Source organism: Fischerella sp. PCC 9605 (genome assembly GCF_000517105.1).
GTDB lineage: Bacteria > Cyanobacteriota > Cyanobacteriia > Cyanobacteriales > Nostocaceae > PCC9605.
The window spans coordinates 326,371-342,593 of record NZ_ALVT01000034.1 but is presented as its reverse complement, the minus strand read 5'-3'; the positions used below and the strand labels follow the sequence as shown (position 1 = coordinate 342,593).

At 41.6% G+C, this 16,223-nt stretch carries 17 protein-coding genes and 2 pseudogenes; 12 read left to right on the top strand and 7 right to left on the bottom strand.

What is annotated here, in order from left to right; translation table 11 throughout:
* Positions 1-187 precede the first annotated feature (187 nt).
* Complete coding sequence (locus tag FIS9605_RS0102055; RefSeq protein WP_026731104.1) at positions 188-616, top strand: hypothetical protein; 429 nt, start codon at positions 188-190, stop codon at positions 614-616.
* Between the two features lie 166 nt (positions 617-782).
* Here FIS9605_RS0102055 and FIS9605_RS44900 read toward each other — a convergent pair whose 3' ends face one another.
* The 3 genes from FIS9605_RS44900 to FIS9605_RS0102045 all read right to left on the bottom strand — a co-directional run bounded on the left by FIS9605_RS44900 (position 783) and on the right by FIS9605_RS0102045 (position 3,292).
* Positions 783-1,466 carry a mechanosensitive ion channel family protein gene (locus tag FIS9605_RS44900; RefSeq protein ID WP_231510207.1) on the bottom strand — a complete coding sequence of 228 codons (684 nt, stop codon included), beginning with the start codon at positions 1,464-1,466 and terminating at the stop codon, positions 783-785.
* Positions 1,467-1,530: 64 nt separating this feature from the next.
* The gene (locus tag FIS9605_RS44895) at positions 1,531-2,136 is read right to left on the bottom strand and encodes a hypothetical protein (RefSeq protein ID WP_231510206.1); all 606 of its coding nucleotides are present in this window, start codon (positions 2,134-2,136) and stop codon (positions 1,531-1,533) included.
* A 4-nt stretch (positions 2,137-2,140) separates the two neighbouring features.
* On the bottom strand, positions 2,141-3,292 hold the full coding sequence (locus FIS9605_RS0102045) for a baeRF7 domain-containing protein (protein WP_026731103.1): 1,152 nt from the start codon (positions 3,290-3,292) through the stop codon (positions 2,141-2,143).
* Between the two features lie 34 nt (positions 3,293-3,326).
* Here FIS9605_RS0102045 and FIS9605_RS42260 point away from each other — a divergent pair, with 34 nt between their 5' ends.
* Entirely contained in the window at positions 3,327-3,524 is a 198-nt protein-coding gene (locus FIS9605_RS42260) for a hypothetical protein (protein WP_155960333.1), read from the top strand.
* Between the two features lie 19 nt (positions 3,525-3,543).
* On the opposite strand, the gene FIS9605_RS0102040 is transcribed toward FIS9605_RS42260, so the two are convergent.
* Positions 3,544-4,068, bottom strand: a complete 525-nt coding sequence (locus FIS9605_RS0102040) for a L,D-transpeptidase (protein WP_026731102.1) — start codon at positions 4,066-4,068, stop codon at positions 3,544-3,546.
* 372 nt (positions 4,069-4,440) lie between these two features.
* On the opposite strand from FIS9605_RS0102040, the gene FIS9605_RS0102035 reads away from it, so the two are divergent.
* The 3 genes from FIS9605_RS0102035 (at position 4,441) to FIS9605_RS0102025 (ending at position 9,012) form a co-directional block, all read left to right on the top strand.
* Complete coding sequence (locus FIS9605_RS0102035; protein WP_026731101.1) at positions 4,441-4,809, top strand: hypothetical protein; 369 nt, start codon at positions 4,441-4,443, stop codon at positions 4,807-4,809.
* Positions 4,810-5,279: 470 nt separating this feature from the next.
* On the top strand, positions 5,280-5,912 hold the full coding sequence (locus FIS9605_RS0102030; RefSeq protein WP_026731100.1) for a tyrosine-type recombinase/integrase: 633 nt from the start codon (positions 5,280-5,282) through the stop codon (positions 5,910-5,912).
* A 127-nt stretch (positions 5,913-6,039) separates the two neighbouring features.
* A complete protein-coding gene (locus FIS9605_RS0102025) occupies positions 6,040-9,012 on the top strand; it encodes a Tn3 family transposase (RefSeq protein ID WP_026731099.1) in 2,973 nt (990 codons plus the stop codon).
* 53 nt (positions 9,013-9,065) lie between these two features.
* Here FIS9605_RS0102025 and FIS9605_RS35990 read toward each other — a convergent pair whose 3' ends face one another.
* A complete protein-coding gene (locus FIS9605_RS35990; RefSeq protein ID WP_442854680.1) occupies positions 9,066-10,583 on the bottom strand; it encodes a hypothetical protein in 1,518 nt (505 codons plus the stop codon).
* The gene (locus FIS9605_RS44890; RefSeq protein WP_231510204.1) at positions 10,574-10,954 is read right to left on the bottom strand and encodes a hypothetical protein; all 381 of its coding nucleotides are present in this window, start codon (positions 10,952-10,954) and stop codon (positions 10,574-10,576) included. Before FIS9605_RS44890 ends, FIS9605_RS35990 begins: the two co-directional genes overlap by 10 nt.
* Before the next feature lie 314 nt (positions 10,955-11,268).
* On the opposite strand from FIS9605_RS44890, the pseudogene FIS9605_RS46535 reads away from it, so the two are divergent.
* A pseudogene (locus FIS9605_RS46535) lies at positions 11,269-11,397 on the top strand (hypothetical protein); the annotation flags it as partial.
* A gap of 12 nt (positions 11,398-11,409) precedes the next feature.
* Positions 11,410-11,709 carry a hypothetical protein gene (locus FIS9605_RS0102015; protein ID WP_231510203.1) on the top strand — a complete coding sequence of 100 codons (300 nt, stop codon included), beginning with the start codon at positions 11,410-11,412 and terminating at the stop codon, positions 11,707-11,709.
* 296 nt (positions 11,710-12,005) lie between these two features.
* Here FIS9605_RS0102015 and nifB read toward each other — a convergent pair whose 3' ends face one another.
* Complete coding sequence (nifB, locus tag FIS9605_RS0102010) at positions 12,006-13,457, bottom strand: nitrogenase cofactor biosynthesis protein NifB (protein ID WP_026731097.1); 1,452 nt, start codon at positions 13,455-13,457, stop codon at positions 12,006-12,008.
* On the opposite strand from nifB, the gene FIS9605_RS42255 reads away from it, so the two are divergent.
* From FIS9605_RS42255 to FIS9605_RS0101990, 5 genes and pseudogenes are all read left to right on the top strand, one after another.
* A complete protein-coding gene (locus FIS9605_RS42255; RefSeq protein ID WP_155960332.1) occupies positions 13,457-13,660 on the top strand; it encodes a hypothetical protein in 204 nt (67 codons plus the stop codon). The two genes, nifB and FIS9605_RS42255, sit on opposite strands and share 1 nt — an antisense overlap.
* Positions 13,661-14,492: 832 nt before the next feature.
* Positions 14,493-14,657, top strand: a pseudogene (locus FIS9605_RS44885) (LLM class flavin-dependent oxidoreductase); the annotation flags it as partial.
* A gap of 267 nt (positions 14,658-14,924) precedes the next feature.
* Positions 14,925-15,293, top strand: coding sequence for a hypothetical protein (locus tag FIS9605_RS0102005; protein ID WP_026731096.1), 369 nt, complete (start codon positions 14,925-14,927; stop codon positions 15,291-15,293).
* A 229-nt stretch (positions 15,294-15,522) separates the two neighbouring features.
* On the top strand, positions 15,523-15,834 hold the full coding sequence (locus FIS9605_RS0101995; protein WP_026731095.1) for a DUF433 domain-containing protein: 312 nt from the start codon (positions 15,523-15,525) through the stop codon (positions 15,832-15,834).
* Positions 15,827-16,162, top strand: a complete 336-nt coding sequence (locus tag FIS9605_RS0101990; protein WP_026731094.1) for a DUF5615 family PIN-like protein — start codon at positions 15,827-15,829, stop codon at positions 16,160-16,162. Before FIS9605_RS0101995 ends, FIS9605_RS0101990 begins: the two co-directional genes overlap by 8 nt.
* The last annotated feature ends 61 nt before the right edge of the window (positions 16,163-16,223 follow it).

Sequence of the window (16,223 nt, the reverse complement as noted above, 5' to 3'; positions counted from 1 at the left end):
TAAGGAAAATTTAGTAAAACGTACTCCTCTTATCGCCAGTGTAAATCGCAAAGTTTTTTCCAAGAGAGCGATCGCTCTTACATCGGAAACTAAAAAAGTAAGGATTCAGGTAGGGGGTAGTTGAAAACTAGACTTTTTTTATTTTTGAGAATAAAATACGGTAATATACTAGGGATAGTGTATTATCATGAGCAACCTCAAAATCGGTCAAAAACAGTTACCACAAACACCTACAGGTAATGTGCCCAAAACTGTATTGCAAAAAATCAGAGGTGGATTTTTTTTAGTGATTGGATATTTACTTTCACCATTGTGTTGGTGGAACGATCTGGTGTTCAATCTACCAATTGCTTATTTTTTCGGATACATTTGCAGCTTATTTGAGCCTAAATTATTCATGCCCTCTGTAATCATCGGTTACTGGATATCTAATATTATCGGGATTATCTTGATGCAAGCAGGGGCAATAGATATTTTTCAAAATCAACCCCAAGAGCGCAACCTTAAAAAAGAGTTATTGACAAGTTTACTATCCTCAACTATATATACATTTATCATCTTGGCTTTGATACAACTTAATATTCTCGACACTCCTAACCTCTTTTCTCGTAGTTAGTTACATCAATAACTCTGTTCTGTAAAGAACAGAGTTATAAGACATTTATTACATCATTTCCTATTTATTTTTAATAACTCACTTTAATTTAAAAACCTTGGTGTATGCTTGGTCATAACGAGAGGTAATTTACCGTTAGTTAGCGTATGATTTTGTTTAAATAATTTTACTCGTCATAATTGACGCGATGGTTATCAAAAAATGACGGTAAACCGCGTAACCTGACAGTGTAAATATCTGTTGGTATATCAATTCCTGCTTGCATTAATGCTTCTTTAATCGCTTGTGATACTTGAGAAGTCATTTCTAAAAATGGCAAACGACGAGAATTAACCCAAAATCGCACTTCAATATTTACTGTACTTGTCGCAAGTTCACGCACTAAAATTTCCGGTTTTGGATCTGGTTCGACTCCTTCGACTCCCAAAACAGCATCATTAATAATTTGTTTTGCTCTAGTAATATCTGACCCATAGTCAATACCAACCATAATTGAGCTACGGCGATGAGTACAGGCAGTATTGTTAGTAATAATGGCACTAAAAACTTCCTGATTTGGAATGTAAACAACACGCCCATCATAGGTTTTGAATGTTGTTGCTCGCAGTTGAATTTGAGTAACTGTACCTTCAAATTCTTGAATGACAATTTGGTCGCCTAAACGGAAGGGACGAGATGCTAGCAAAATAATTCCAGAGAAATAATTACTTAGTACATCTCGCAAACTAAAACCAATTGCCACACTTGTTAATCCCAAAGTTCCTATCAAAGTGGCAAAATCAAGTCCCAAAACCCCTAAAGCAACAACTGCACCCATTACCCACACCCCACCGTATACCAATCGACTCACAAGAATTTTGGAATTGCGGTCAACTTCCCATTCTCGTGAACCAAATAGGGTCAGACGACGTACACTAGCAGCAATTATCCACGTAGCAATTAATTAATGCTAACAATGCACCTAAAAAAGAAGGTAGGTTATCGATAGTGTCTCGCTGGAATTGGCGCACAGTAGTGTACAACCTTTGCCCTACATCAATTGCTAGCGGTGGTTGTTCAAATGCGCGGGCTAGTTGATTGGCCGACTGTTGCGCTAGAGTTTCTACTGGTAAATTAAAGTCTTGGGCATCCTGTTGGGTAACGGTCATTAAAACCCGGTTGCCCACTTGCAAGGTAGCGATACCCCGCGATCGGTCAGATACAACAGTAACATCTCTGCCAACTTGAGGTTGTGCCAAAATACCCGCAATGCGACGGTTAACTATTTGTGCGCGTTGCGTAGCACTCACATCTCCAACGCTACCTACTTGGAAGATGGGCTGTCCCCTAACGATAATATCAGCGAAAAACAGCCCATCAATTGGGATAGTTTCTGTATCAGTTGGTTGAGGTGTTGCAGGAGTAATGGGAACCTCCTGCGTTAGTCCTTTTGCAGAATCTATTAGTAGCAGACAGGAAACGATGAATACAGCCGTTGTCGCAGCAAATCTGCGTTTACCACAATCAAAGACGTGATTCATGATGTCAATAACGCAAAACTGCTGCAATAGGAGCATTTCCGGGTACTTTTTCTGGTGCCACAGCGTAGACTGTACCACCATTGAGAAGAGTATGCAGCGCGGCAAAATCCATCAAATCTTCATCGCCTGCTTTCTGTTCTGAATGTACCTGTACGTTATTTGTATCAGGATTGAACATTCCCCACTTTTGCTGTCCTACTGCTACAAATAAAGATTCAACTCGTTGATAATAGGCTGCGGGAACAACTTCTTGGATGCCACTAGCTGTTTTCCCAGTCCCTAAATTAGCTTCATAGTAAGCAATGGCTTCATCCTGTGCCCCTTCAAAGTAGGGTTGGACAATCTGCCAAGCTTGTGCTTGCAATTCTTCAGCTTTCAATTGGTCAGGATTTCCAGTAATACCTTCATCTATTAAATTAGAATAGGAATTGGCTTGCTTATAGATCGGTAAAAGATAGTCAACTCCCGCGAGAATCAAAGGCGACTTCGGATTTTTTAGCAACTCTTGTAACCCATCATTGACCTTGCGGAAGTAGCGAAGAATGTTCTCTTTTTCATCATCATTACCAGCCCCATGTCCGTGAAAGATTGCAGCCCTGTCACTACTTCCACCTTGAGGTGTGCGCGTGTGAAACTGGAGGCTTTTTTCTGGATCATCGTATCTTAATGCTTCAGCAATACTAGTGGGTACGTCTTCTAATTCAATTTCGCGGATACTAAAGCGAGTAGCTTGGAACAAGCGCACCAAATTTTGACTAAGTGCTAATATATAAAACTGTCCATCACCTGTAAGTAAAGACATTAAAGGTTTGAGGTGAAAGCGGTCAGTAACTACGACTAATTCTTGGAAATCAAGAGGTACAGTGTAGTAACTAAACAAGTTTTTTGAGATAAAAATTGCCAGTCCATCACTTTGGTGCTGCCAAAAATCGTATTCATCTAACTCTTGGGCTGGTAATAATAAATCTCTCGCATCCTGACCGCGAAGCCCATTCTCTATTAACTTTTCTTCAGCCGATCGCATTAAATTTTTAAAACGGATTGGGTTTTGTAGCGTTTCCGTACTCATCTTATAAGTTGGCATATAAATCGAAACGCAATTTGTGTTTGCTTCTGCTGTTAAAATTGCTAATTCATCAATTGAAAATAACTTCATAGCTGACTGATGCTACTAAACTACTTAAAAACGTGTGGCTTTCCGATCGCCTGACGGCGATCGCCAGCTAGCTAAACCCGCCTGCCCTACGGAAAGCCTCTGCGCGTCTACAGGACTGGTTCAGCGTGCGAGGATTTTCCTCGTTGAGTCCACTGTTGCGCGACTTCAGCCGTTAGGCGCTTTTTTTCCTATCTTTAGCTTGGCAACCAAATGTGACGAAAAAGTGAGTTGAACAACAATCTTCGCTTCAGTTATTGGATAACAGTTACAGGTGTTCCTAAACTCACCAGCTGAAATAATTCCTCAATATCTCTGTTGTACATACGTAAGCAACCGTGAGAAACAGCTTTTCCCACTGTTTCAGGATTAGGAGTACCATGAAACCCAACCCAATTTCGCCCATTCGTCCAAAAACCAATCCAATAGTTACCTAGAGGATTTCCAGGTGCGCCTCCTGGAATTGCTTTGCCTGTTATAGGATGAATCCATTTAGGATTTTGTAATAACTGGAGTACTTGAAAGCTACCTGTAGGGGTTTCCCAGTTACGCCGACCAACTGCGATCGGGTAACTTTTAATCAGATTTTTGCCTTGATAAACAAACACTCGTCTTCGATTCAAATTAACCTCTAATCGAGTTGTTTGATCCTGTGTTTGAAAAGCATCTGGCAATAGAAATATTTGCTCAGATGCCCAAGAAGATTGCGGAACAATCAAGTTGATTGTTAGAGCCAGCAACAAAAATGGATAAATGATTATATTCGACTTATTCAGCATTTTTCAGCAAATTATTATTTTTTTAGCTGACGGTTGTGATAATCTTTTGATTTCGGCATTTAATTAGACATTTCTAGCTAATTCTTTTATATAAAATAAACGTTCGCTATTAACAATCAAATCAGACTATAGGTAGAGAAATAATAGTTTTTATATTTTTAGACTTAATTCAAATTGTTCAATCAAAAAAATCTGCTCATTAAATATTTGGGCAGAAAGTGATTTGCCATTCCATATTTCATATGTGAGTTACTGCAAAATGGAGCAAAAAATATTAATTGATTGATTTTGCTACCTTTTGCAAAATCTCTTCAATTGAAGATACAAAATGGCATAGTTGTTTATTAATTTTCTCGAATGGAGCTTCCAATAATGAATACAAAAAATGCCAAAAATTTATTCAAAACTATTGCCACTTTGGTTGGCATCGCTGGTGCTAGCACTTTCTTAGGTCTCCCAGCCAAAGCTGAAGTCAATCCGAATGCTTCCATTTTTGGTGAGTATCCCTATAATCGGGCTAATGTTGCTCAAACTAACCCTGGCGTAACTCAGCCTGTGCAAGACACAACTACCCCTGGCGTAACTCAGCCTGTGCAAGACACAACTACCCCTGGTGTAACTCAACCCACACAACAAGACACAACTACTCCTGGTGTAACTCAGCCTGTGCAAGACACAACTACACCAGGAACTGTTGAACAGGATAATGATGATGATAATGGTGTACGGGCTTTGTGGTAGTTCAATAATTTGATATCTTCCCACGAGCTTCGCTCCATAAAGATCGGATATTTGGCGGTTTTTGCTAATAAAAATAATCCCCCTGCACTTTCTGTTGTTTAGAGATTAGAGAGTGGGGGGATGATTTTTAACTATGCGATGTCTCAAGCTGCACTGCCGGATCATCGTCTATTGACAGCAAGAATTTAATCAAGTCAGTTTGGTCTTGAGTGCTGTAACCTGCTTTTTCATCAACCCAATATTGGCATAGAGCCGAGATCCCTGCAAAAACGGAAATAGAGGCTGAAAACGCTTACCAATAATAGGTTTCAGCTTTTAATACTCTATTTAAACCAAACATAAGAAAGCTACAAGCAGACACAGCATAGTACATAGTTACTAATTAATACAGTCAAGACTCAAATACCAACTTATGAGTCAAAGTAGGTAATACCAGACAAAACGACATTGATTTTTCAGGGGGTCTGGGTATGACTGTAAAGATACCCCAACTATCGAAAGTTGGTAAAACCCAAAGTTCACCACTTCAATCTCCTAACTCTCGCAAGTATGCCGCAGTGAGGACAAGAGAATACTTACTGGAAAAAGAAATTGAGGCAATGCGAGATGCACTCAAGAAGGCTGGTGGTCGCCATGCTCATCGGGATTCGACCCTAATCCTATTGATTTACCGTCACGGACTGCGAGTGGCAGAAGCAGCAGCACTACGATGGGAGCAAATAGACTGGAGTGGTGGTAATCTCCATATTAAGCGAGTCAAGAGGGGAACTCCTTCCACACATCCACTATATGGTGATGAAATTCGCTCTCTGCGTAAACTCCAGCGTGATTATCCAGCTTGTGCTTATATTTTCCAGTCATCTCGCTTTGGTCCACTAGCGAAAGATACAATCGCTGGAATTGTCGAACGAGCTGGAAAACTAGCTTTGTTGCCGTTTCCAGTTCATGCTCATATGCTACGCCATGCTTGTGGATATGCTCTGGCGGCTAAAGGAGTAGACACACGTACCATTCAAGGTTATTTAGGACACAATAATATTCAACATACAGTCCGCTACACAGAACTATCACCAGTACGATTTAAGGGACTGTGGGATGAATAAAAGCGTCAGCAAGATAAATTAATTGTCTGTCAGAAAAAAAGATAAAATACTGAGCGGTTCACGAGTGAGTGANGGATGAACCAAGTTTGGGTAGCCCTCAGAATTTCCGGTGTTAAATTTGACNTAAATGACCTTAATTGACCGTACAGCTTACCCAAGATTTAAACAATATCCCTCAGCGAAAGAACTAACTGAGCTTTATACCCCAACACTGGAAGAGCTTAAATTTGTCAAATCTCGTGTTCGTAGCCATGAAGGTTTACTTTGCTTCATGGTAATGTTGAAATCGTTTCAGAGACTGGGATATTTTCCGCATCCAGAAAATGTACCTATCACGATTATTAAACATATAAGGTCATATTTAAAATTACGTGATTGGGTGACAGCTATTCCCACAGACCGCCAAAGGCGTAATTATCAACAAGCAATTCGAGAATATTTGGGTGTCAAGTCTTATGATAAAGCTGCCCAAAAATTGATAGCTGTTGTTGTTAGTTCTGCCGCAGAAGTTAAAGACCATCCGGCTGATTTAATCAACATTGCAATTGAAGAATTGGTTAAAGAACGATATGAGTTACCAACATTCAATTCCCTAGACCGCTTAGTTAGCCATGTCCGTTCCATTACAAACAATCGATTATTTCATCGAATATCTCAGGGTCTATCTATTAATGAACAAGCTTATTTAGACCAACTATTATTAGGGGAAACCTCTGAATCAATCGCCACATTAAATTTATTAAAATCCCCACCTAAAAGTGCCAAACTGAGCCACATTAAACAACTGCAAATCAAGTTTAACCAGTTGATGACCTTTGGTGATGCTAAACGCTTGTTATCAAGTATTGCTCCGGCTAAAGTGAAATATTTAGCAACACACGCTAGGGCTTTAGATATATCAGAATTTCAAGATATTAAACTGTCTAAACGCCGTACATTGCTGTTGTGCTTGCTATACGAAGCCCAGGTCAAAACTCGTGACCATTTGGTAGAGATGTTTATCAAGCGTATCCTCAAGATTCAGAATAATGCCAAAGAAAGATTAAAAGAACTACGTGAGAAGCATTTGACCCAAACATCGGAAATGCTAGGGATGTTTGCACAGGTTTTAACTGCATCGAAAGAGACTCAAGATAATTTAGCTGCTTTAGGAGAGCAAGTTCTGTCCATCTTGGATGAACATGGTGGGGCAGATTTGCTACTGCTGAAATATGAAGAAATTGCCGCATACAACACCAACAATCATTTGCCATTAATGTGGCGGTTTTATTCAGCTAACCGCAAGGCGTTATTTAGTTTAGTACGCTCTCTAGATATTCATTCAACTTCTGCCGATGAGTCGGTAATTGATGCCTTAAAGTTCGTGTTAGATAATGAACATAAGCGGGGCAAATATTTAGCTTTTGAGATTAATTTAGATTTTATTAGTAATAACTGGCGAACTCTGGTTGTTAAGGAAGTTGAAGGGACTAAACTTTTAGTACGCCAACAGTTAGAAATTTGTGTATTTTCTTACTTAGCAAATGAATTTAAGACTGGGGATGCTTGTGTTGTTTGGTCAGAAAGTTACGCTGATTTCCGTGAACAATTGCTGACTCTATCAGAATGTGAACCCATGATAGAAGAATATTGTANCCAGCTTGGATTCCCCTCCAATCCAGAAGATTTTGTTGAGTATTTACGCTCATGTTTAACCCAGGTGGCTACTGAAGTAGATATTCTTTGTGCGGATGGACAACAAGTAACAATTAATCAGGATGGTGAGCCTGTACTGAAGCGGCTGAAGTCTTCTCCTGAACCCAAGGAGGTCGAACAATTAGAGGAGAAAATTCGCTCTTTGATGCCAGAACGTAGTGTTTTAGACATTCTCTGCAATGTTGAGCATTGGCTGAACTGGACAAGGCATTTTGGCCCCCTTTCAGGAAGTGAATCCAAATTAAAGCAGTCGGCGGAACGCTATATTTTCACAACTTTTGGTTATGGGTGCAATCTTGGGCCTAATCAAACGGCACGTCATTCTAGGGGTGTGGTAACATCTCACATGATTTCTTATACCAATCGTCGCCATATCAGTACGCCCAAGCTTGAGGCGGCGATTCGGGATATGATCAATGCTTTCAACCGTTTCAGTTTACCCTCTATTTGGGGAACGGGGAAAAGAGCGGCGGCAGATGGTAGTAAGTTTGAGATTTACGAGAATAATCTACATAGTGAGTATCACATCCGCTATGGTGGATATGGTGGTATTGCTTATCACCATGTTTCTGATAAGTATATTGCTTTGTTTACCCACTTTATTACTTGTGGAGTTTGGGAAGCAGTATATATTTTAGACGGGTTACTGAAAAATCTTTCCGATATTCAACCCGATACTCTGTATGCAGATACCCAAGGTCAGTCGGGTCCTGTATTTGCTATCTCTTATCTTCTGGGTATCAAGTTGATGCCACGCATCCGTAATTGGAAGGATCTGAGTTTCCTGCGTCCTTGTGAGTCAGTCACTTACAAGTACATTGACCCCTTGTTTAAGGATGTAGTTAATTGGAATCTGATTCAGCTTCACTGGTATGACATGATGCGGGTGGTACTGTCGATTAAGGCGGGGAAGGTGATGCCTTCTACGCTCCTACGTAAGTTAAGCAGTTACAGCAAGAAAAACCGTCTTTATCAAGCTTTTTTGGAGTTAGGGAAGGTTGTGCGAACAATGTTTTTGTTGGAGTATATCTCCAATGCCAGGATGCGCTCCGAAATTAATGCAATTACAAATATTGTTGAGAAGTACCATCATTTCCTCGATTGGGTGTTTTTTGGTAAGGATGGCGTGATCACTGAAAATGACCCAATTGAGCAAGAGAAGCGGTTGAAGTACCTTGATTTGGTTGCTAGTGCTGTCATTTTACAGAATACTGTGGATATGTCGTTGGCTATTCAGACATTAACGGCACAAGGATATCCAGTTAATCATCGCTTTGTTGCTAGTTTAAGTCCTTACCTCACCAGACATATCAAGCGGTATGGCGATTATGTGGTCAATCTGCACAATATTCCCCAACCTTTTGAGGCGGCTCTTCATCTTCCTCCTGAAATTTTTGAAACCTAGATATAGCAAGCTTTTTCAGCCTCTATTTCCGTTTTTGCAGGGATCTCGGCTCTCTACCAATATTCATGTCCGCTACCGTCAATGTTTGACCGTTGCAAATCGGGATTAGCTTGGTTAGCTGCGACTACAGCCGCGCGCAAATTCCGATCAACCAGCACTCGCAAACTAGCTTCTGAGTCAGGTGCAATACCACGCATCAGAGTTCCAGCCATTCCCAACTCATCCGATTTTGCAATCATAAAGCGTCCGCTTTCATCTTGTTTGATAGACTCAGCACTAGCAGCTACACCACCATCATGAAGATAAGGTGCGCTTAGATATAGTCCGATCAAATTCTGTACCTTGTAACCGCCATGGGGGTCACTGAGGGCATAGGCAAGCTTAATATCTTCCTGTGGGGTGATGTCAGTTGGTACTGGTAACACTGGTGGATTAGGAGGTAAGGGTACAGGTACATTAGGAGGATAAGTATCTGGTGGTGCAAACTCCTCAGCAAATTTACGCGAAGCTGGTGCCCGTTTTGGTTGAGTTGCAACTTCTTTGACCGGAATTACTTTGTGATTGGTAAAGTAACGCCCACTATGACATTCAGCACAATTAGCCTTTTGGAAAATAGTAGCGCCTCGTTGCAAGGTGTCGATATCAGCAGCTTCATGGGGAGGGGGCGCTAAAGTGTTTTGGAACGCAGACATTCCATTCAGTTGTGCTGCAACAGGTAAACCAGGAGTATTTGCCATTAACCCGTTTTGCATAAACAAAGTACCCTTCGGGTATTCTGGCATCTTAATCACACTGTTGATTCCGGGTTCTCCTGGTGTGGGGTCTACCCGATCAAAAAATTCTGATGGTTTTGCACCCTCTGGCAGTCGATATTCTCGACTAGATGCATTTTGCAACATTGTCCCTAAGTAGACTTCTTTATCGATTCCTAACACCGATTCACTTGCATCTGCTGTGGTTGTTGGGTCTGCATTTAACCCAAATACAGCATTATTTAATGTAGTCAGTCCGTGGAACCAACCGATGGAAGCAACACCACTCCAAGCGTAGGGAAAAGTTTCGTGGGTGTAGGAAGAAGGAATCTGCGCGGAGTTATTTTTCAGGTCGCCATTAGAAACAAAGTTGCCAGGTGGCCATGAAAGAATCGCAGCATCAACTTCATCTTCCATGATTTTTTGGTTAGGGAGTTTTGCTGTTTCCCCTTTGTTGTTAATGAAAGTATGCTCACCCGGTGGAATTTTGGTTGGATTGACATCTGTCTGACGGAAGAGTGCAGCAGAATTACTCGCCATGGCAATTAACGGACCCAAATTGATGTCTGTGTTGATTGCACCTTCTAATATACGTCCGGTTTCTTCACTCACTGTTGCATGACACAAAGCACAAGTAATTCCAACTCGCACTTGACCTTTGTCAAGATGGGTAATTAATCCCAAAGGAAACAGAGAACCTCCAGGTACATCTAGACCGGTATTCAAAACTGTACCAGCTTTGAAAGTGCGTTTACCAACGGTAACGTCTTGGTCTATCGGGACTTGCAGATTAGTAGTTGCCTTTTCTTTCAAACCCAAAACTGCTTTGGCAATAGTACGTACAGAATACCCACGACATCTGTAAACAGGTACTCATTACCAAAGGTCTCTTGGTAAAAAGCATCACGACCAAGGTCTATCAACTCTTCAGTCACTTTTACCGCACCGTTATCAGGAGAAAGTGCTTTCTGTCCGGCTTCAGTTTGCAAGAGTTTATCCGCTTCTGGTTTGGAAACGGCATAACCTAACACATCATAAGAACCAATTCCTCGTGGTGGGGATTGTGTCAAAGGTGTGTAAGTGTTGTTAATATTCGGTGGTCTTCCTGGCAAGGTCAGTTCTAACTGAAAACCTAAAAAAGCAACAAAGAGTAGCAAAGAGATGAGGATGAGAATTGCGCGTAATCGCATAGTTTCCTCACTGTTGGTTTTCTTTTATAGCAAGCAGCTAACTGTGTCTATAGCTGTCGCTTTGATGTTTTAGATTAAGACTGTCTCAGAAATCAAAATCTTTTGTCGCTTATAACCTTAAAAATCACAAACATCTTTTACCTTCTGCCAAAGGGAATAGTTTCTTGGTAAGAATCTATACTAATTTATTTATACGCCTCAAATGTGACTGAAAAGTGATGATGTACCGCCATAGGTAACACGTACTTTATTGAGGTTTTTAACCCCCAGATGGTAAATACATAGTTATTGCGTACAATGACCACACTGCTAAGATGTGGCACTTTGATGGGAAAAAAGGTCGCATAATCAGGAATCTAATTGGACATCAAGCTAGAGTAAGGAGTGCCAAATTTAGCTCTGAAGGAAAGCGTATTCTGACTGAAGATAATGATGGGATTATCAAGGTGTGGGACATGTTCTCAAACCTTGATAATCCCTTACTTGCTAATTTCCAAGGATATAATGCTAGCTTTAGCCCTGACTGGAAAAAGATTGTTACTATGTTGGGATTGCTAATTGTGCATATTCGTAGATTTAGTGCCTATGTTCACTCAATCCAAGCGAATATGTGGCAGATGGTTTTGAGTTTACCGATGTTTTGGCTGGCAACAATTTTGTTTGAGTATCCCCTTAATATCTCTGCGTTTATCAAATCGTGGTTGGGCATTGTCTATATGGGACTTGCAGTAAATGCGATCGCATTTGTGGTGTGAGCAGAACTATTCCATCGCTACAGTGCCAATACAGTCTCGACTTTGGAGTGGAGAACTATTACCAAGCCTGCGATGTGATTTCCCTTCTTATATCAAGTTCGGATAATTACTTATTATTAAAATCTCTCCGCGTCTGGTGCGTCAGCCTCATTCATCCCATTATTCAGCAACGCCTGGTAAGCCATGACTATTCTCCATAGAGGGCAGATTGAGGCTTAGGTAATGGATGATGGTTAGTAGTTAGTGGATAGTGGTTAGTGGTTAACTACTAACTAATAACTACTAACTACTAACTACTAACTACTAACTTTTTCCTGTAAGTATTGCTGGTAATACTCCAAAGCAACCTTGTCAATTACGTCGTAAGTTTCAACGGTTTGTATGCCAGCTGCGTGCAATTTTTCTTTGGGACAATCACCAATTTTGGCAACAAATACCGCTTTACAATCTGCGATCGCTTCGATGATATTTTCGAGAGTTGCTGTTTCGCCGTAACCACCTTGACAGTAGTGGTCTATTTTGCGATGACCGATAAAGCGCACTTCTTTGCCATCGACTTCGTAAACCTGGAATTCTTTCGCATGACCGAAGTGCTGGTTGACCAAGCCGCCGCCTTTGGTTGCGACTGCAACTAAAATTTTCGGGCGGTTTTGTAGAGACGTTGTATGCAAAGTCTCTACAGCTTCCTTGGCTGCTTTGAGTTCTTCTCTAAACTTTTCAATACCTGCATGAACTTCTTGACGTTTGCTAAGGTCATACTCTGGAGCCATTTCCAAGAATTTATCTTTAGTAAATTCTTGACTGCGGTCTTCTCCTAATAATCCTACTGCATCGGCACGACACTGGCGACAGTGGCGCATCATTTTCATGTTACCAGCACATTTGTCTTGTACTGCTTTCAGTTCTCTGGAAGTGGGGCCGCGCTGTCCAGTTAAGCCGAAGTGAGTGCCGTGTTCCGGTGCCGAAATCAGCGGCATAATGTTGTGAAGGAATGCACTTTTAGAGCGAATGACTTTATTCACCTCTACCAGGTGTTCATCATTAATTCCCGGAATCATCACGGAGTTGACTTTGCAGAGAATATCGGCTTCCTTGAGGGCTTGTAATCCTTCCATCTGCTTTTCGTGCAGAATTTTTACCCCTTCGATACCTCTGTAACGCTTGCGCTTGTAGTGAACCCAAGGATAAATCTTGGCTCCGATTTCTGGGTCCACCATGTTAATGGTGATAGTAACGTGATCTATGTTTAGCTGTTTAATGCGATCGATATATTCGGGAAGCATTAAACCATTGGTTGATAAACAAAGTTTGATATCGGGTGCTTTCTCTGCTATCAACTCAAAGGTGCGGAAAGTCTTATCTGGGTTTGCTAGGGGATCGCCAGGGCCTGCAATTCCCAAAACTGTCATTTGAGGAATTTTGCCTGCAATTACCAAAACTTTATGTGCTGCTTCTTCCGGTGTGAGCAATTCACTAACTACTCCTGGGCGGCTTTCGTTAGCACAATCGTATTTGCGATTGCAGTAGTTGCATTGGATGTTGCAAGCAGGGGCAACTGCAACGTGCATCCTGGCATAGTGATGGTGTGCTTCTTCGCTGTAGCAGGGATGCTTGGCAATGCGTTCTTGAAGTTTTTCATCCATTTCCACGGTGGTGCTGCTGCTGCATCCGCCGCAACCACCGGATTTCGCTTGAATGGTGGGTTCCGTAATTGAGGAAGTAATAAGTCCTGTAGACGGTGGAGTCATTGAATTTCGCAAAAATCGATGGACTGGCAGCCACTGTGGGAGATGGAAGTCCTGACACCGAGACACGGGGACACAAAGACGCGGGGAAAATATCAAAACAGTTCACCGCGTCACCGCGTCTTACTGTCTCCGCGTCAGCCTGCTCCAAAAAACCGCAACTAGGCATCGTTGAAGCCAGGAATGGAAGCCGCGTCTGTTTTTAGCGTTGCCTACCGGGGTTCGGGGTAGGCTATTAACCCAATTTTCTTGGCTGGTGTGTGTCATGCACAAGATGTGGGTGGATTTTGCGCTGACAGCCGCGACTTCGTTCACAGGGGCATGGTGCTATCTCATCCCTCCACTCACTTATCGCTCCTTGATTGGTGCGTCAAGTGATTGGCGATATATGTTTTATATCAGCCAATAGTAAGGGGGCTGACAATGCTATCTGGATAAGATTTATTAGATTTATTAAGTTTGTACTCAAAATTTTAAACCCAGACTCGCAGGGCTTTATGAAGAATTAAAAAATCTTTTTGGGTAGGGGTACTAGTATTTTGAGGTGGAAGTACAAGTATTTATGGAGAAGGGTACAAGTCTTTTTGTACTCAACCCAAACTCAGTCATAGCAAGCATTTCCAGGTCAATTGGACTTTTTTTAGTCCTGTTTTAAGTTGCACTCACAGGCTCATTTCAAACAGCCTAAAGCACTAACTTTGGTAGGGTTTTAGATTTAGAAATCTGGAGTAGCTTACAGAGAGCTACTCCAGAAAGTTGCGAAATTCAATTCTGTATCCAACATATCACTTTTTTTTTGATAAAAAATGCGATTTAATTTTTTTTAATTATTGGAGAGGAAATAAAGGTCTGAGGTTTGAATAAGCCTGACTCTGAGTGAGTTATGGAAACTCTGGAGGCTTAAAAATGAGAATAACTTGCAAAACATCGTAGAAGATAGTTCTTGCTGAACTTCAGTGCCTGTCACCTCAGAAGCATTTATTTATGTGGCTAATGATACGCATCATGGTGAGGCGGCTAGCATAAAAAATTACTTTTCAAACATCCTCTATTGGTGACGTAGCAACTTGTCGCGACAAAATCAAAAGATTTCAGGATGAATTAAATCTGGACGCACTGGCGCTAAAACCCTCAGCTTTTGATTTGCAAAAAAACCTAGAAAGTTTGACACGCTACAATCAAGAAGTGCAGAATTATGTCTGAAAATAGTTAGTAGTTAGTGGTGAGCCAGCGCGGTCTACCCTATTGGGAAGCCGCTGCGCGTCTATGGGGAGGCGCGGGTGCGGAACCTGCGTCCGCACATAGAGGAGGCGCGTGTTCGGAAAGAGCGTCCGAACTTTAAGCGCCGTCGCCGTGGTTCCCTCCATGAGCGACTGGCGAACCCGAAGGGTTAGTAGTTGATAGTTAAAAAATTAACTACTAACTACTATCTACTAACCACTAACAAATATTAAAGAAAGGGCTAGTATCATGAAAAAACCCTTCTTGCATCCAGATGATATGCCACCGAACCAGGTGACGCCACAAGATAGAATGCTGCATCTGGAACTAGAACAGTCGATTGGTGCGTGCTTTTTTCAAGCGTGCGATCGCATTACCCAAGTATTATTGTCGAATTGTCAGTGGTATCTCACCACAGATGGTAGCAGTATGAAGTTAGTAATTGACTGCCCAGACATAGTAACTTACTGGCATATCGTCAACAATATTCTGCAAATAGGGAATAAGCTAGAAAAATTTAGCAGTGACACTAAAATTCGCGTTCATCCTCCATTTGGTAAGGGGATGCCGTTTGAAATTAGTGTCAATGAAATTTCGGCTTATCGAGATTGGCTGTAATAGTCGATTCTTTCTTAGCGACAAAATATAAGCAACTGTATGTTGATTACCAAGCGCGATTGCTTAAGTTAGGTTTTAGGCGATCGCTTTCTGTAATAAAACCTATTGGATAGCGATCGCCCAGGTTGGTCAAACAGAGATTCTGCTGGTCTGGTTCCATATATAACTTTGTCAGAGCCAGGACAACTGTATATGATTAAATTATTGAACAGACCTGGAAAATTTACCAATGCAGTTAGTCAGTCGGGAGCATATTGAGATCGCTTCTGATGTGCGGAGTGGAAAGCCTCGCATTGTCGGTACCCGCATTGCTGTAGAGGATGTAGCGGTGATGCATTTAAAGCAGGGGTATTCATTGGTAGAGATTGCTGGTAAGTATGACCTATCGCTGGCATCCGTTTATGCAGCAATGGCTTATTACTTCGATCACCGAGACGAAATTGATCGCCGCACAGCACAAGAGGATGAGTTAGTTGAGGTACTCAAGCAAAATCATCCCTCGCGTCTTCAAGAGAAACTCAGACAGTTGCGGAATGAGTGAACGAATTCGCTTTCATCTGGATGAAAATGTCGATCCGGCGATCGCGCTGGGCTTGCGCCGTTATGGAATTGATGTCACAACAACCAATGATGTGGAATTACGCACCCAAACCGATGAAGTCCAGTTAGCCTTTATTCAGAAAACACAGCGAGTATTGTTCACCCAAGATGCAGATTTTTTTATTATTGCAAGTTCTAAGCTTGATCATCCTGGCATTACTTACTGCAAGAAAGGGACTCGTTCCATTGGTGAAATCATTGAAACCTTGGTTTTGATTTATGAGGTGATGACACCTGAAGAGATGGTGGGACGTGTCGAATTTGTATGAAATGGAAGTATTGCCGGGAGGTTTGCATAATCTGCTAGTTTTGCGATCGCTTAAGTTGGGT

Bases quoted from the DNA above. Each gene is read 5' to 3' on its own strand.
- FIS9605_RS0102055 (WP_026731104.1), top strand. From the start codon at position 188: ATGAGCAACCTCAAAATCGGTCAAAAACAGTTACCACAAACACCTACA.
- FIS9605_RS44895 (WP_231510206.1), bottom strand. From the start codon at position 2,136: ATGAATCACGTCTTTGATTGTGGTAAACGCAGATTTGCTGCGACAACG.
- FIS9605_RS0102045 (WP_026731103.1), bottom strand. From the start codon at position 3,292: ATGAAGTTATTTTCAATTGATGAATTAGCAATTTTAACAGCAGAAGCA.
- FIS9605_RS0102040 (WP_026731102.1), bottom strand. From the start codon at position 4,068: ATGCTGAATAAGTCGAATATAATCATTTATCCATTTTTGTTGCTGGCT.
- FIS9605_RS0102035 (WP_026731101.1), top strand. From the start codon at position 4,441: ATGAATACAAAAAATGCCAAAAATTTATTCAAAACTATTGCCACTTTG.
- FIS9605_RS0102030 (WP_026731100.1), top strand. From the start codon at position 5,280: ATGACTGTAAAGATACCCCAACTATCGAAAGTTGGTAAAACCCAAAGT.
- FIS9605_RS44890 (WP_231510204.1), bottom strand. From the start codon at position 10,954: ATGCGATTACGCGCAATTCTCATCCTCATCTCTTTGCTACTCTTTGTT.
- FIS9605_RS0102015 (WP_231510203.1), top strand. From the start codon at position 11,410: ATGTTCTCAAACCTTGATAATCCCTTACTTGCTAATTTCCAAGGATAT.
- nifB (WP_026731097.1), bottom strand. From the start codon at position 13,457: ATGACTCCACCGTCTACAGGACTTATTACTTCCTCAATTACGGAACCC.
- FIS9605_RS0102005 (WP_026731096.1), top strand. From the start codon at position 14,925: ATGAAAAAACCCTTCTTGCATCCAGATGATATGCCACCGAACCAGGTG.
- FIS9605_RS0101995 (WP_026731095.1), top strand. From the start codon at position 15,523: ATGCAGTTAGTCAGTCGGGAGCATATTGAGATCGCTTCTGATGTGCGG.
- FIS9605_RS0101990 (WP_026731094.1), top strand. From the start codon at position 15,827: ATGAGTGAACGAATTCGCTTTCATCTGGATGAAAATGTCGATCCGGCG.